Source organism: Streptomyces sp. NPDC003034 (assembly GCF_053591375.1).
In genome coordinates this window covers 243,193-257,261 of record NZ_JBSFTS010000001.1, presented here as the reverse complement: position 1 = coordinate 257,261, position 14,069 = coordinate 243,193, and the positions used below count along the sequence as shown (strand labels likewise).

The 14,069-nt window shown below is 70.4% G+C and carries 16 protein-coding genes; 10 read left to right on the top strand and 6 right to left on the bottom strand.

The genetic code is table 11. From position 1 onward, the window contains the following. The first annotated feature begins 21 nt into the window (after window positions 1–21). From sdhA to ACWDX7_RS01240, 6 genes are all read left to right on the top strand, one after another. A complete protein-coding gene (gene sdhA, locus ACWDX7_RS01265; RefSeq protein WP_451491522.1) occupies window positions 22–1,776 on the top strand; it encodes a succinate dehydrogenase flavoprotein subunit in 1,755 nt (584 codons plus the stop codon). After that, window positions 1,776–2,543, top strand: coding sequence for a succinate dehydrogenase iron-sulfur subunit (locus ACWDX7_RS01260; RefSeq protein ID WP_451491523.1), 768 nt, complete (start codon window positions 1,776–1,778; stop codon window positions 2,541–2,543). The genes sdhA and ACWDX7_RS01260 overlap by 1 nt, the downstream gene beginning before the upstream one ends. A 201-nt stretch (window positions 2,544–2,744) precedes the next feature. Further along, entirely contained in the window at window positions 2,745–3,293 is a 549-nt protein-coding gene (locus tag ACWDX7_RS01255; protein ID WP_451491524.1) for a hypothetical protein, read from the top strand. A gap of 96 nt (window positions 3,294–3,389) precedes the next feature. Further along, window positions 3,390–3,794 carry a hypothetical protein gene (locus ACWDX7_RS01250; protein ID WP_451491525.1) on the top strand — a complete coding sequence of 135 codons (405 nt, stop codon included), beginning with the start codon at window positions 3,390–3,392 and terminating at the stop codon, window positions 3,792–3,794. 12 nt (window positions 3,795–3,806) lie between these two features. Next, on the top strand, window positions 3,807–4,262 hold the full coding sequence (locus tag ACWDX7_RS01245) for a thiol-disulfide oxidoreductase DCC family protein (RefSeq protein WP_451491526.1): 456 nt from the start codon (window positions 3,807–3,809) through the stop codon (window positions 4,260–4,262). An 11-nt stretch (window positions 4,263–4,273) separates the two neighbouring features. Further along, window positions 4,274–5,038, top strand: coding sequence for a TetR family transcriptional regulator (locus ACWDX7_RS01240; RefSeq protein WP_451491527.1), 765 nt, complete (start codon window positions 4,274–4,276; stop codon window positions 5,036–5,038). A gap of 40 nt (window positions 5,039–5,078) precedes the next feature. On the opposite strand, the gene ACWDX7_RS01235 is transcribed toward ACWDX7_RS01240, so the two are convergent. Continuing rightward, window positions 5,079–5,492, bottom strand: a complete 414-nt coding sequence (locus ACWDX7_RS01235) for a DUF7848 domain-containing protein (RefSeq protein ID WP_451491528.1) — start codon at window positions 5,490–5,492, stop codon at window positions 5,079–5,081. Between the two features lie 108 nt (window positions 5,493–5,600). Here ACWDX7_RS01235 and ACWDX7_RS01230 point away from each other — a divergent pair, with 108 nt between their 5' ends. Continuing rightward, window positions 5,601–6,428, top strand: coding sequence for a helix-turn-helix domain-containing protein (locus ACWDX7_RS01230; RefSeq protein ID WP_451491529.1), 828 nt, complete (start codon window positions 5,601–5,603; stop codon window positions 6,426–6,428). Then, window positions 6,425–6,628, top strand: a complete 204-nt coding sequence (locus ACWDX7_RS01225; protein ID WP_451491530.1) for a DUF397 domain-containing protein — start codon at window positions 6,425–6,427, stop codon at window positions 6,626–6,628. Before ACWDX7_RS01230 ends, ACWDX7_RS01225 begins: the two co-directional genes overlap by 4 nt. Window positions 6,629–6,702: 74 nt before the next feature. Here the strand turns inward: ACWDX7_RS01225 and ACWDX7_RS01220 are convergent, their stop codons facing one another. Both ACWDX7_RS01220 and ACWDX7_RS01215 read right to left on the bottom strand, forming a co-directional pair. Continuing rightward, the gene (locus ACWDX7_RS01220) at window positions 6,703–8,151 is read right to left on the bottom strand and encodes a metallophosphoesterase (RefSeq protein ID WP_451491531.1); all 1,449 of its coding nucleotides are present in this window, start codon (window positions 8,149–8,151) and stop codon (window positions 6,703–6,705) included. Beyond that, entirely contained in the window at window positions 8,148–8,408 is a 261-nt protein-coding gene (locus ACWDX7_RS01215; protein WP_451491532.1) for an SCO4848 family membrane protein, read from the bottom strand. The genes ACWDX7_RS01220 and ACWDX7_RS01215 overlap by 4 nt, the downstream gene beginning before the upstream one ends. On the opposite strand from ACWDX7_RS01215, the gene ACWDX7_RS01210 reads away from it, so the two are divergent. Further along, window positions 8,407–9,894 (top strand): D-alanyl-D-alanine carboxypeptidase family protein, encoded by a 1,488-nt coding sequence (locus tag ACWDX7_RS01210; RefSeq protein WP_451491533.1) that lies wholly within the window; start codon window positions 8,407–8,409, stop codon window positions 9,892–9,894. The genes ACWDX7_RS01215 and ACWDX7_RS01210 overlap by 2 nt on opposite strands. A gap of 156 nt (window positions 9,895–10,050) precedes the next feature. Next, a complete protein-coding gene (locus ACWDX7_RS01205; protein ID WP_451749128.1) occupies window positions 10,051–10,839 on the top strand; it encodes a TIGR04222 domain-containing membrane protein in 789 nt (262 codons plus the stop codon). An 87-nt stretch (window positions 10,840–10,926) separates the two neighbouring features. Here the strand turns inward: ACWDX7_RS01205 and ACWDX7_RS01200 are convergent, their stop codons facing one another. The 3 genes from ACWDX7_RS01200 to trpS all read right to left on the bottom strand — a co-directional run bounded on the left by ACWDX7_RS01200 (window position 10,927) and on the right by trpS (window position 13,901). Beyond that, on the bottom strand, window positions 10,927–11,934 hold the full coding sequence (locus ACWDX7_RS01200; protein WP_451491535.1) for a YihY/virulence factor BrkB family protein: 1,008 nt from the start codon (window positions 11,932–11,934) through the stop codon (window positions 10,927–10,929). 157 nt (window positions 11,935–12,091) lie between these two features. Continuing rightward, window positions 12,092–12,688, bottom strand: coding sequence for a 2'-5' RNA ligase family protein (locus ACWDX7_RS01195; protein WP_451491536.1), 597 nt, complete (start codon window positions 12,686–12,688; stop codon window positions 12,092–12,094). A 199-nt stretch (window positions 12,689–12,887) separates the two neighbouring features. After that, window positions 12,888–13,901, bottom strand: coding sequence for a tryptophan--tRNA ligase (gene trpS / locus ACWDX7_RS01190; protein WP_451491537.1), 1,014 nt, complete (start codon window positions 13,899–13,901; stop codon window positions 12,888–12,890). Between the last annotated feature and the right edge of the window lie 168 nt (window positions 13,902–14,069).

Here is a 14,069-nt window from a genome sequence, read left to right as displayed (position 1 = left end):
AACGGGGCTGAGGCGAAACCAATGAAGATCCACAAGTACGACACCGTCATCGTCGGCGCGGGTGGCGCGGGCATGCGCGCCGCCATCGAGGCGACGAAGCGCAGCCGCACCGCCGTGCTGACGAAGCTCTACCCCACCCGCTCCCACACGGGCGCCGCGCAGGGCGGCATGGCCGCCGCGCTGGCGAACGTGGAGGAGGACAACTGGGAGTGGCACACCTTCGACACGATCAAGGGCGGTGACTACCTGGTCGACCAGGACGCCGCCGAGATCCTGGCGAAGGAGGCCATCGACGCCGTCCTCGACCTGGAGAAGATGGGCCTGCCGTTCAACCGCACGCCGGACGGCACCATCGACCAGCGCCGCTTCGGCGGCCACTCGCGCAACCACGGCGAGGCCCCGGTCCGCCGGTCCTGCTACGCCGCGGACCGCACCGGTCACATGATCCTCCAGACGCTGTACCAGAACTGCGTCAAGGAGGGCGTGGAGTTCTTCAACGAGTTCTACGTCCTGGACCAGCTCCTCGTCGAGGAGGACGGCGTCAAGAAGTCGGCCGGTGTGGTCGCGTACGAGCTCGCCACCGGCGAGATCCACGTCTTCCACGCCAAGTCGGTCATCTACGCCTCCGGCGGCACCGGCAAGTTCTTCAAGGTGACCTCCAACGCGCACACCCTCACGGGTGACGGCCAGGCGGCCTGCTACCGCCGCGGTCTGCCGCTGGAGGACATGGAGTTCTTCCAGTTCCACCCGACGGGCATCTGGCGCATGGGCATCCTGCTGACGGAGGGCGCCCGCGGTGAGGGCGGCATCCTGCGCAACAAGGACGGCGAGCGCTTCATGGAGAAGTACGCGCCGGTCATGAAGGACCTCGCGTCCCGTGACGTCGTCTCGCGCTCCATCTACACCGAGATCCGCGAGGGCCGCGGCTGCGGTCCGGCCGGTGACCACGTGTACCTGGACCTGACGCACCTGCCGCCGGAGCAGCTCGACGCCAAGCTCCCGGACATCACCGAGTTCGCGCGCACCTACCTCGGCATCGAGCCGTACACGGACCCGATCCCGATCCAGCCGACGGCGCACTACGCCATGGGCGGCATCCCCACCAACGTCCAGGGTGAAGTCCTCATGGACAACACCACGGTCGTCCCGGGCCTGTACGCGGCCGGTGAGGTCGCGTGCGTGTCGGTGCACGGCGCGAACCGCCTGGGCACCAACTCGCTGCTGGACATCAACGTCTTCGGCAAGCGCTCGGGCATCGCGGCCGCCGCGTACGCCCACGCCAACGACTACGCCGAGCTGCCCGAGAATCCGGCGCAGCAGGTCATCGAACTGGTCGAGCGGCTGCGCGACTCCACGGGCACCGAGCGGGTCGCCGACCTGCGCCTGGAGCTCCAGGAGACGATGGACGCGTGCGTGATGGTCTTCCGTACGGAGCAGACCATCAAGACCGCGGTCGAGAAGATCGCGGAGCTGCGCGAGCGCTACAAGAACGTGTCCGTCCAGGACAAGGGCAAGCGCTTCAACACGGACCTGCTCGAAGCCATCGAGCTGGGCAACCTGCTCGACCTGGCCGAGGTCATGGCCGTGTCCGCGCTCGCACGCAAGGAGTCCCGCGGCGGTCACTACCGCGAGGACTACCCGAACCGCGACGACGTCAACTTCATGCGCCACACCATGGCGTACCGCGAGGTCGGAGCCGACGGCTCGGACTCGATCCGGCTCGACTACAAGCCGGTCGTCACGACCCGCTACCAGCCGATGGAGCGTAAGTACTGATGGGCACCCCGACCCTGAGCAAGACGGACCAGATGGAGGCGGCGGCCGCGGCCTCCCCCTACATCACGGTCACCTTCCGGATCCGCCGCTTCAACCCCGAGATCTCGGACGAGGCGCAGTGGCAGGACTTCCAGATCGAGATCGACCCGAAGGAGCGCGTGCTCGACGGTCTCCACAAGATCAAGTGGGACCTTGACGGCACGCTGACCTTCCGCCGCTCGTGCGCGCACGGCATCTGCGGCTCCGACGCGATGCGGATCAACGGCAAGAACAGGCTCGCCTGCAAGACGCTGATCAAGGACATCAACCCGGAGAAGCCGATCACCGTCGAGGCCATAAAGGGCCTGACGGTGATGAAGGACCTCGTGGTCGACATGGAGCCCTTCTTCCAGGCCTACCGGGACGTCATGCCGTTCCTGGTGACCACGGGCAACGAGCCGACGCGCGAGCGCCTGCAGTCCGCCGAGGACCGCGAGCGCTTCGACGACACCACCAAGTGCATCCTGTGCGCCGCGTGCACGTCCTCGTGCCCGGTGTTCTGGAACGACGGCCAGTACTTCGGGCCGGCGGCGATCGTCAACGCGCACCGCTTCATCTTCGACTCGCGCGACGAGGCCGGCGAGCAGCGGCTGGAGATCCTGAACGACAAGGACGGCGTGTGGCGCTGCCGCACGACCTTCAACTGCACCGACGCGTGCCCGCGTGGCATCGAGGTCACGAAGGCGATCCAGGAAGTCAAGCGCGCGCTGATCACGCGCCGCTTCTGACCCTTCCGACCGTGGACCTGCCGTAGGTTCACCGTCGGTCAGTCGTCGGTTCGCGGAGGCCCGCATCCCTGCCGGGGTGCGGGCCTCCGCCGTGCCGGGCGGCGGTGCGGGAACGGCGGTGCGGGGGACGGGCATCCGCTGCAACGCGGAAGCCTTTCAACCGGGTACGGCCCGGGGGGTGGCTGTGGAAGGATCGGCCACATGAGTGAGCAGCAGCCGAATCCATACGCGAGCGATCCCGGTCAGGGCGACGGGCCCGGCCCTGCGGGCTACAACCCGGGCCCGGGCCAACCGAGTTACGGCTACCCCCAGCAGCCCTACCCCTCCGCCCCGGCCTACCAGCCGACCATCGGCGGCCCGGGCCTGCCCGACCCCGCCTACGCCCCCATGGCGGCCCCGAATCCGGGCGGCGCCGGCCTGTCGCTCGGCGACATCACCATCGCCGGGGACCAGATCATCACCCCGTCGGGCACGATGCCGCTCAGGGGCGCGATGTGGAACGCGACCGACTTCTCGCGCACCGAGGAGAAGATCCCGACCCATGCGATCGTGCTCGCGATCGTCTTCGCGCTGTTCTGCCTGATCGGCCTGCTGTTCCTCCTGATGAAGGAGAAGAAGACCACCGGCTACATCCAGGTCACGGTCTCCAGCGGCGGCCGCCACCACTCCACGATGATCCCGGCCACGGGCCCACAGACGTACCCGTGGGTGATGTCGCAGCTCAACTACGCGCGCTCGCTGAGCTTCTAGGGCCGAACGCCGACGCCGTCCGCTTGAACATGTTCAAAAAAGCCCCTACAGTGACAGCTGTCGGGGTTATTGAACACGTTCAAGGGGGCTGGGGCTATGGACCTCACCGTGGTCGCGTACGTCATCTACCTGCTCGTCAGCATCGGGCTCACCGTGTGGGTCGCCCGCACGCTCAGCCGTAACGGCCGCGTCTTCATAGGCGACGTCCTCCAGGGCAACGAAAAGCTCGCCGACGCCGTCAACCAGCTGCTGGTGGTGGGCTTCTACCTCGTGAACATCGGCTTCGTGACGCTCTACCTGCGGTCGGCCGAGGAGATCGTGGCGGCCCGCGGCCTCTTCGAGGCACTGTCGGTCAAGATCGGTGTCGTCCTGCTGGTCCTCGGGGTCATGCACCTCGGGAACGTCTGGGTGCTCAACAGGATGCGCCGCCGGGGGATCATGGAGCGGCGCCAGACTCCGCCGGTCGCCCCGCAGGGGTGGACCGCTCCGGTCGGGGCCTGAGCGGTGCCGCCCGTGGGGGCGGTCCGGAGGCTGACCGTCCTGTACGACGCCGGGTGCCCGCTCTGTGTGCACATCCGGCACTGGCTGCTCGGCCGGCACCAACTGGTGCCGCTCCGGTTCGTACCGGCCGCGTCGTCCGAGGCGTGGCAGCGGTATCCGTGGCTCGACCACGCGTCGACGCTGCGGGAGATCACCGTCATCTCGGACACCGGGCACGTGTGGACCGGGACGGACGCCTTCATCATGTGCCTGTGGGCGCTGGCCGAGCACCGGCCGAAGGCCAACTGGCTCGCCACACCGACCGGCCGGCCCTTCGCCCGGGCGGCCATGTACACGGCCGCCGGAGTGCGGCAGGCGGTACGGAGGGAAAGCGCGGCCGGGGACGGGGACGGGGGCTTGGGCGTGGGCGGCGGCGGTGCGGAGTCCGGGGCACCGGGCTGTGGCGAGCAGTGCTCCGTCCCCGGATAGGCTGTTCCATCGTGACTGATCAGAAGGCTCTCAAGAGCGAGCAGACCCGCACGCTCATCCTTGAAACCGCGCTCCGGCTCTTCCAGGAGCGCGGTTTCGACAAGACGACGATGCGGGGAATCGCGAAGGAGGCCGGAGTCTCGGTCGGCAACGCCTATTACTACTTCGAGTCCAAGGAACACCTGGTCCAGGGCTTCTACGACCGGATCGGCGCCGCTCACCGGGCGGCGGTCCGGCCGATCCTGGACAGCGAGACGGATCTGCAGAAGCGGCTCGCGGGCGTGATGACGAGCTGGCTCGACATCGCGGCCCCGTACCACGAGTTCGCCTCGCAGTTCTTCAAGAACGCGGCGGACCCGGAAAGCCCCCTCAGCCCGTTCTCGGACGAGTCGCAGGCCGCGCGCCAGGCGGCGATCGACATCCACCGCGAGGTGCTGGCGGGGGCGAAGACCAAGGTGCCGGCCGAACTGGCCGACGTACTGCCGGAGCTGATGTGGCTCTCGCAGATGGGCCTGGTGCTGTACTGGGTCTTCGACCGCTCGCCGGACAGCGAGAAGACGCGGCGGCTCGCCGAGCGCGGGGCGCAGCTGACGACGCGGGGCATCGTACTGGCCCGCTTCCGGGTGCTGAGGCCGCTGGTGCGGGAAGTGCACGAGCTGTTCGCGGACTTCCTGCCGGGCATGGCGCAGACGGCGACGAACGGCGCGCGCAAGCGGGCGTCCGACCCGGACGCCGGTCCGGGCCCCGATCGCGACCCCGAGCCCGGCCCCGCGTAACGGACGCGCGTAACGGACGCGCGTAACGGACGCGCCCGCGTCACGGGACCCGCTCCACGACGGCGACTTCCGAGAACTCCCGGAGGTAGGTCATGTGTCCCGTCCGGCCGGTGTGCTGAATGCACATGTCGGTGCAGACGTCGGCGCTCCCGGTCGGCGCGGAAGCCCAGTCGCACTCGGGGTTCAGGCAGCGGGCGGTGGCGGTCGTCTCGGCGGACGGGTGCCGGCGCATGACGTAGCTGATGTAGCGCAGGACCGCCTTCGGGGTCATGCTCCCCTTCCGGCCGTGCGGGTGGTTGCGAAGCTCGGCGTTCTGCTCGGCGACGGAACACAGGTCGCCGGTGTCCCGGAAGATCTCGCGGTCGGTGGCCAGAGCCACACATACGCCGCAGCCGCTCACGGGCACCGGTTCGAGCGGATCGATCCGTGCCGTCTCCTGCCCTGCCGTTGGCATGGCGCCGTTCCTCTCCGTAGTGCTTCGACTACCAAGGCAGTTCAGCGTGACCTAGAGTCGGGCTGTCCTCAACTTGCGTCAGTTGCACGAAGAGTTGGACGGTGGCCGTTGAACCGGAAGAAGCTAGAGCCCAAAGAATCGCCGGGTGCGGCGTTCGGCCAGCGTTTGCGCACGTTGCGGGATGAACGCGGCTGGACACAAGACGAGCTGGCAGTGCGGATGGGATATTCGGGGACGCATATTTCAGCTGTGGAAACTGGTCGGCGCCCTCCAACTCCGCACTTCGCGGAGAGTGCTGACAGGGCGTTCGGGACCGGTGACCAGCTCGAACGACAGGGCAGGGCCGTTCGTCATACGGCACTACTGGAGGGCTTCCCTGAGTACGTGGCGATTGAGGCGGAGGCATCGGAGATCAGGCTCTTCGAGCTGGGCATCATCCCCGGACTCCTGCAGACTCCGCAGTACGCGGCCGCGATCGCATCGGGCGCCGTGCGACGGGGAGCGATCACGAGTCAGCAGGCGGAGGAGCGGCTTGCGCTCCTCGCGCGGCGTCAGGCATCGATAGAGCGCACGCCCCGTCCGCTGATCTACGCGGTCATGGACGAGAGCTGCATCCGGCGACCGATCGGGGGCTCTGGCGTCATGGACGCCCAGTTGACGCGCCTGGCCGAGTTCGCCGAGCTGCCGAACACCGTTGTGCAGCTTGCCCCTTATGACCTCGGCGAGCGGCGATCGTTCGATCTGCCGGTCACACTTCTGACCCTTGCCGACAGGTCGCACATCGCATACTCCGAGTCCGCGCAGCAAGGGCGGCTGGAGCGGGATATCAGGTTCGTTCAGCCCATGCTGACGGCCTACCATCAGCTACAGGCCGAAGCGATGTCACAGGCGGCATCCGTGGCCATGATCCATGAGGTACGAAAGGGCACCCTGTGACGACCGAACCCCACTGGTACAAGTCCTCTTACAGTAGCAACGGCGGCCAGTGCATCGAGGTCGCCGCCAACCTTGCCTCCCCGCAGGGCGTGGTACCCGTTCGGGACTCCAAGGAGCCCGAGCGTCCCGCGCTCATCTTCGCCGCTGCCGCGTTCTCGTCCTTCGTGGGCTGCGTCAAGGCCGGCGAGCTCGGCGCCTGACCGCAAGCCAGCCGCAACAGGGCCCCGCCACTCCACCCCCTTCGGAGCGGCGGGGCTTTTCGGTGCGCCCCGCGTCACGCCTGGTATGAGGCGAGCTCGACGACGGTGATGTCGGACGGCGCCCCCACCCGGACCGGAGGTCCCCACGCGCCGGCTCCGCGGGACACGTAGAGCTGGGTGTCGCCGTAGCGCTCCAGGCCGGCGACGGTCGGGTTGGCGAGCTCGGCGATGAAGTTGCCCGGCCAGAGCTGGCCGCCGTGGGTGTGGCCGGAGAGCTGGAGGTCGACGCCGTGCCGGACGGCGTCGTGGATGACGACGGGCTGGTGCGCGAGGAGGACCGCGGCGCGCGACCGGTCCCGGTCCCCTAGCGCCGCCCGGAAGTCCGGGCCCTGGCCCTCGGTCTCCCCCGCGATGTCGTTGACGCCGGCGAGGTCGAAGTACGGCATCGCCCGGCGGGCGTTCTCCAGCGGGGTCAGGCCGAGCTCGCGGACGTGTTCGATCCACTGCTGGGCGCCGGAGAAGTACTCGTGGTTTCCGGTGACGAAGTACGACCCGTGGCGGGCGGTGAGCCCGCGCAGCGGCTCGGCGGCGTGGCCGAGGTCCCGGACGTCGCCGTCGACCAGGTCGCCGACGATGGCGATCAGGTCGGGCTGGGTTCGGTTGACGGTGTCCACGATGCGCTGGGAGTGGGCGCGGCCGAGCACCGGGCCGAGGTGGACGTCGCTGACGACGGCGATCCGGAAACCGTGTGCCGCGCGGGGCAGCTTGGCGAGGGGTACCCGCACCCGCCGGACGCTCGGGCCGCGCAGGACCCCGTACGCGCCGTTGCCCACGGTGGCGACGGCCACGGCGGCGGCCGCGCCGCCGACCGCTCGCGCGACGAACCGGCGGCGGGTGATCTTCAGGGCCGTACCGCCCGCGCCGGGCGCTGCCGGGGGCGGGCCGTCGCCCTGGAGGCTCTGCGCCGTCTCGGACATGGTCCCGGCGGGCTGCTCGGCCGTCGGGACGGGTGGGGTGGGACAGGTGAGCGTGGTCTGCAAGGCGGTCACCCCGCCCGGCCCTCCCGCTTCTGCCGTTATGTCCGCACTCGGCGCCGCTTCCGGCACGGCCGCCGGGCCCGCCACCTGGGGCTCCGCGAGGCCGGGCTCCGCGCCCGCCGCGGCCGGGGCCGGCTCGTCCGGTCCGCCTGCGGAGGGCGCCCGGTGGGCCAGACGGCGGAGCAACAGCGCGCGGATCGGCTCCGCCACCAGCATCGTCAGGGACAGGTAGAGGAGCACCGCGAGCCAGAGGTACCCCGGCCAGGCCACCGCCTGCTGGACCCGGAAGGGCACTCCGGCGCGGCCCGTGGTCAACGCGGCCACAGAGAGGAGGGGCAGGGCGATGGCCGATGCCGTGCCGATGCGGCGGGGCAGGCCGCCGGGGGCCGTCGTATCCCGGACCAGGCGGATCCACAGCCAGCGGTGGACCAGGACCAGGAGGGCGAGGACGGCCGACGCGACCAGCGCGAAGATCACGATTCTCATGCGCCGGAGTCCTTGCGCGCGCCCCGGCGCAGGGCCAGGACCGCACGCAGCCCGATCACACCGACGGCCGTCCCCAGAAGAAGGGACGTCACCGCGAGGAGCAGGTGGACCCAGAAGTACGACGTGGGGTCACCCGCCGCATCGAACGCCAGGCCACTGCTGTTCTTCCACAGGTTCCGGACGAAAGACACCCAGATGAACCAGCTCCACACCCCGAACGCGAGCAGGAACCAGGAGGCGGTACGGCTGAGTTTCATGCCTTCAGTATCGGATTCCTCCGCGGGAAGGACGCGCCGGGGTGGGCTGTCCCGGCAGTGGTTTCAGGGGATGGGCCGGTCCGTATCGGCGGGCAGTTCATATGCATGTACTTTCACCTGCGTGTCTGCCAAGAAGACCGCGCTCGCGGTCCTTTCCGCCGCGCTGCTGATTCCCGCGGTGCTCGTGGGCCCCGCGCACTCCGCGCCAGCCCCCACGCCCGACGGCAAGGGGCGGCCCCCGCAGGCTCCGCGGGTTCCGAAGGCCCCGGCGGCGAAGGTGGCACAGGCTCCGAAGAGCGCGAAGGCCGCGAAGGGCAAGGCCCCCAAGCGGAAGGCCCCCGCTGTCGCGGCGAAGGTCCGGGCGGCCCCGGCGCCGCCGGCGTCCATGTCCACGGTCGGCGGGACCCTCCTCGGTCGGCCCGGGACCCAGGTCAATCTGCTGCCGGGTGCGCCCGCACTGCCGGCGAACCTGACGGGGCGGTCGTGGATCGTGGCCGACGCCGATTCCGGCGAGGTCCTGGCCGCGCACAACGCGCACTGGCGGCTCCCGCCCGCCTCCACCCTGAAGATGCTCTTCGCGGACACGCTGCTGCCCGGCCTGCCCAAGGGCCGGGTCCACAAGGTCAACGAGGAGGACATCTCCGGCGTCGGCTCCGGGAGCAGCCTGGTCGGGGTCAAGGAGGACCAGGAGTACAGCGTCCACGACCTGTGGCTCGGGGTGTTCCTGCGGTCGGGGAACGACGCCGTGCACGTCCTTTCGGCCATGAACGGCGGCATCGAGAAGACCGTCGAGGACATGCAGGCGCACGCCGAGGAGCTCCAGGCCCTGGACACGCATGTGGTGTCGCCGGACGGGTACGACGCCCCGGACCAGGTCTCCAGCGCGTACGACCTGACCCTCATCGCGCGCTCGGGGCTGCAGAAGCCGGACTTCCGGGAGTACTGCGGCACGGTGAGCGCGCGGTTCCCCGGCCGGCACGTGCCGGGGAAGCCGCGCGAATTCTTCGAGATCCAGACCACCAACCGGCTGATGACGGGCGCCGGAGGCATCTCCCCGTACAAGGGCATCGCCGGGGTGAAGAACGGCACCACCACCAAGGCCGGCTCCACCTTCACCGGAGCCGCCCAGAAGGGTGACAAGAAGCTGCTGGTCACGGTGATGAACCCGGGCGCCGGAGGTGCCAACTCGGTGTACGAGGAGACTGCCGCGCTCTTCGACTGGGGTTTCTCGGCCGCGGGGAAGGTGAAGCCCGTGGGTGAGCTCGTACCGCCGAAGAGTGCCGACACCTCCTCCCTCGGGTCCCCCGCTCAGTCGCACGAGAACGACCCGGCGGCGGCCGGCGCCGGCTCGGGCGTCGGCACCGCGTTCGGTGTCTCGACGGGCCTGGCGGCCCTGCTGGCGGCCGGCGCCTTCTTCGCCAACCGCCGCTGGCCGCCCGGTCGCGGCGGCGGAGGCCCGGGCGCGGACCCGGAAGTGGTCGCCTGACATTCCTGCACGCGCGGCAGGGCGATCCGAATCCCTACCCGAGGTGTGTCAACGCGGCTGACGCCTGCTGCGCCACCTCGCCCGCCGCGCTGCCCTGGGGCAGGACGCTTGGGGCGCTGGCGGGCCGGGGAAGGTTAGGCCTGGGGGGTGTGCTTGATGGGGCTCACGGGTGGGATGGCGACCGGTTTGGCGTGGTGTCTGGTGTTGCTGGCCGCGGCGTTGCGGTTCAGCGCAGGAGGGGTCGCGCAGGCGCGCGGCGTGTTGTCGCCGGTGGAGGTGGGGCTGTTGCGCGGCGGTGTGCGGGGGGCGGCACAGACCGGACTGGTCGAGCTGTACCTGGCCGGAGCCGTGGAGGCCGGGTCCCGGCAGACGGTCCGGGCGGTTGAGGACCGGCTGCCGCCGCGCGGCTGCTCCGCCGTGGCCCGCGCCCAGTACCGCGCTCTCTACCGGAAAACGCACCCCCGCCGGCTGCAGAACGCAGACCGGGTGCGGGCTGCCGTCCGGGAGACGGCCCGCGGGCTGGAGCGCGCGGGGCTGCTGGTGTCCGTCAAGCGGCGGTGGGCGGTACGGGCCCTGCTGCTCCCGGTGTTCGCCGCCGCGCCCGCCTGGGCCGCCACGGGTGGCGGGGCGACGGTGTGGCTGTGGCTCGCGCTCCTCGCCAACCTCGCCGCGCTCGCGTTGTGGGCGGGGCCTCGGCGCACCCTGCGCGGCACGGGACTGCTCGCCGGGCTCCGCCAGGACCACTCCGGGACCCGCCACGCCACGGAGCGGGACGCCCCGGGCGCACTGCTGCTGTGCGTCGCACTGTTCGGCGCCCCGGCGCTGCGCGCCCAGCTTCCCCGGTTCACCGAGGAGAGCGGGTTGCTGACCCGCTCCCCGCGGGAGCCCATGGAGCGCAGTGGGCGGGGCGGCTGGGGCGAGTCGGCTAGCGGGGGCGCGAACTGACGCACCGGCGAGGGTGCCCCGGGTCCTCGTACCGCGCCAGGGCCGCCAGACGCCCCCCTCGAAGGCCCCCGGGGCGCCCCGGACGGCTCAAGGCGCGACGGGCCGGGTGCGCGGACCGGCCTCGGGATCCGCGTCCGGGCCCGGCTCCCGGTCCGGGGCGGTGACCGTCTCCGTCTCCGTATCCGTCTCCCCGGCCGCCTCCGTATCCGTCTCCCCGGTCGCCTCGGTATCCGTCTCCCCGGCCGCCGGCTCCTCCGTCGCCGTCCAGGCGGCGACGAACAGCAGCAGCTTCGCCGTGAAGTTGATCCAGAGCAGCAGGGCGATCGGGACGCCGAAAGCCCCGTACATGCTCTTCGCCGCCACCTCCCGGATGTAGCCGCTGAGCAGCAGCTTCAGCAGCTCGAAGCCCGCCGCGCCGATCAGCGCGCCCTGGATCAGCCGGCCGCGCGGCGGTTCGACGCCGGGCAGCAGCGTCAGCACGTACAGCAGGAGCAGGAAGGCGGCCAGTACCCCGACGAGGAAGGCGCCGACCCGCAGCACCACTCCGCCCGCACCGTCCTGCGCGATGCCCAGCCAGGCACCGAAGGTGCCCACCGCGCTGGAGCCGATGATCGAGGCGGCGGCCGAGCCGAGGCCCGCGCCGCCGAGGCCCAGGAGCACGAGGGCGTCCTTGCCCTTGCGGGCGAAGGGGTTGCCCTCGTCCTCGTCGTCCTTCTCCCACACCGCGCGCAGACAGTCCCGCATCGAGCCGACCCAGCCGATGCCGGTGAAGAGCAGGACGCCGGCGGCGACGAGGCCGACCGTGCCCGCGTTGGCCACGAGTGATTCCAGGTCGAGCTGGTCGGAGATGCCCGGGACCTGCTCGGAGAGGGTGTTCTGGAGCCGGTCCAGCTGCTCCCGGCTGAGCAGCCCCGCACCGACGGCGGCGGCCACGGTGATCAGCGGGAAGAGGGCGAGGAAGCTGATGAAGGTGATCGCGGCGGCGAGTCTGCTCCAGTGCACGCGGTCGAGACGTTCGTACGCGTGCCAGGCGTGGGTCCGCATCAGACGGGCCACCAGCGGCCCCACCACCGGGAGTCTCGTCAGCCAGTCCATGGGGTCACCGTAATTGAACTGTCGGAAATAGCATGGATTGCCGCTTTCGGCGACTACGGTCGTCGATTGTGACTTTTCGCCCTACGGCTCGTCCGTTCCACACCCTGGTCCTGCGAAGGCTTCGTTTCCGCGCCCGGCTGGCCCTGCGGCCGCTCCGTCAGGAGTTTCGTACGGTTGGCTCCGCCGCCTCGTCGGCCGGGGACCCGAGCTGCGGCGGAACCCCGGTCGGACCGGCCCCGAAGGGGTACTCGCGCAGCTTGCGCCAGACCCCGTCCGAGCCCTGTTCGTAGAGCGCGAAGCCTTCGCAGATCCACTCGGCGGCGTACTCGGCGAGGGCCTTGTACGCCAGGTCCATCGCCTCCTCCGAGATCCCGTGGGCCACCGTGACGTGCGGGTGGTACGGAAAGGCCAGCTCACGGCTGAGCGGCCCGGCCGGATCGCGGACCTGGCTCTGGAGGCGGGTGCAGCCGGAGGCGCCCTCGACGACCTGGACGAAGACGACCGGTGAAAGGGGCCGGAAGGTTCCCGTCCCGGCCAGCCGCATCCCGAAGGAGCGGAAGGAGGCCGCGACCCCCGCCAGGTGGGCCCGGATCTCCGGAAGCCGGTCCGCCGCCACCTCCGTGGGCGGTACGAGGGTGACGTGCGTGGGGATGCCGTGCGCGGCGGCGTCCCCGAAGCCCGCGCGCAGCTCCTGGAGCTGGCTGCCGTACGGCTCCGGGACCGCGATCGAAACGCCGAGCGTTACGGTCCCCACGAATTTCTCCTCCGTCTGTCCGCCGGTGCCTGCCGATGTCCGCAGGCTCTGCCTGTTCTGTGCGCCGTGTCTGTGCGCCGTGCACGTGCTGTGCCGTGCGCTGTGTCCGTGCGCCGTGCGCGCGCTGTGCCGCCGCCCGCCCCAGTGTGGCGGCAGCACCCCCCGGATAGCCAGGGGACTCTTTTCGCAGATGCGTCCGTCAGTGCTTGGCGGGCAGGAAACCGAGGCGGTCGTACGTCTGCGCGAGCGTCTCGGCGGCGACCGCGCGGGCCTTCTCGGCGCCCTTGGCCAGGATGGAGTCCAGCGTCTCCGGGTCGTCCAGGTATTCCTGGGTGCGCTGCTTGAACGGTGTGACGAAGTCGACCATCACGCCGGCCAGGTCGGTCTTCAGCGCGCCGTAGCCCTTGCCCTCGTACTTCGCCTCCAGGGCGGGGACCGTCTCGCCCGTGAGGGTGGAGTAGATGGTGAGCAGGTTGCTGACGCCGGGCTTCTTCTCCGCGTCGAAGCGCACCTCGGCCTCGGTGTCGGTGACCGCGCTCTTGATCTTCTTCTCGGTGACCTTGGGCTCGTCGAGGAGGTTGATCAGACCCTTGGGGGACGAAGCCGACTTGGACATCTTGATCGTCGGGTCCTGGAGGTCGTAGATCTTCGCGACCTCCTTGACGATGTGCGCGGCGGGGAGGGTGAAGGTCTGCCCGAACCGCTGGTTGAAGCGCTCCGCGAGGTCGCGCGTCAGCTCGATGTGCTGGCGCTGGTCCTCACCCACGGGCACGGCGTTCGCCTGGTAGAGCAGGATGTCGGCGACCTGGAGGATCGGGTACGTGAACAGGCCGACGGTGGCGTTGCCCACGCCCTGCTTGGCGGACTTGTCCTTGAACTGCGTCATCCGGCTGGCCTCGCCGAAACCGGTGATGCAGTTCATGACCCAGCCGAGCTGCGCGTGCTCGGGCACGTGGCTCTGGACGAAGAGCGTGCAGCGTTCGGGGTCGAGCCCGGCGGCGAGCAGTTGCGCGGCGGAGAGGCGGGTGTTCGCGCGGAGGTCCTTCGGATCCTGCGGCATGGTGATCGCGTGGAGGTCGACCACCATGTAGAACGCGTCGTGCGTCTCCTGGAGGGCGACGTACTGGCGAATGGCTCCGAGGTAGTTCCCGAGGTGGAACGAACCGGAGGTGGGCTGGATGCCGGAGAGCGCGCGAGGACGATCAGAAGCCATGGCCCCATTCTCTCAGGTGCGGGGGCCGGCTCCGGCCCCCGCTGGCCGGAACCTTCCGCGTCGCCTCCGCGCCGGCCCGGGCGCCGCCCGGGTACCAGGCAGTATCGCCGCGTCCGGATCCCGCCCCGGCCGAGCGACCGCTTTCCGCGCCGCGGCGGACCGTGTCCC

Coding starts and splice junctions, on each gene's coding strand:
- sdhA (WP_451491522.1), top strand. CDS start 22: ATGAAGATCCACAAGTACGACACCGTCATCGTCGGCGCGGGTGGCGCG.
- ACWDX7_RS01260 (WP_451491523.1), top strand. CDS start 1,776: ATGGGCACCCCGACCCTGAGCAAGACGGACCAGATGGAGGCGGCGGCC.
- ACWDX7_RS01255 (WP_451491524.1), top strand. CDS start 2,745: ATGAGTGAGCAGCAGCCGAATCCATACGCGAGCGATCCCGGTCAGGGC.
- ACWDX7_RS01250 (WP_451491525.1), top strand. CDS start 3,390: ATGGACCTCACCGTGGTCGCGTACGTCATCTACCTGCTCGTCAGCATC.
- ACWDX7_RS01235 (WP_451491528.1), bottom strand. CDS start 5,492: ATGCCAACGGCAGGGCAGGAGACGGCACGGATCGATCCGCTCGAACCG.
- ACWDX7_RS01220 (WP_451491531.1), bottom strand. CDS start 8,151: ATGAGAATCGTGATCTTCGCGCTGGTCGCGTCGGCCGTCCTCGCCCTC.
- ACWDX7_RS01210 (WP_451491533.1), top strand. CDS start 8,407: ATGCCTTCAGTATCGGATTCCTCCGCGGGAAGGACGCGCCGGGGTGGG.
- ACWDX7_RS01215 (WP_451491532.1), bottom strand. CDS start 8,408: ATGAAACTCAGCCGTACCGCCTCCTGGTTCCTGCTCGCGTTCGGGGTG.
- ACWDX7_RS01205 (WP_451749128.1), top strand. CDS start 10,051: ATGGGGCTCACGGGTGGGATGGCGACCGGTTTGGCGTGGTGTCTGGTG.
- ACWDX7_RS01200 (WP_451491535.1), bottom strand. CDS start 11,934: ATGGACTGGCTGACGAGACTCCCGGTGGTGGGGCCGCTGGTGGCCCGT.
- trpS (WP_451491537.1), bottom strand. CDS start 13,901: ATGGCTTCTGATCGTCCTCGCGCGCTCTCCGGCATCCAGCCCACCTCC.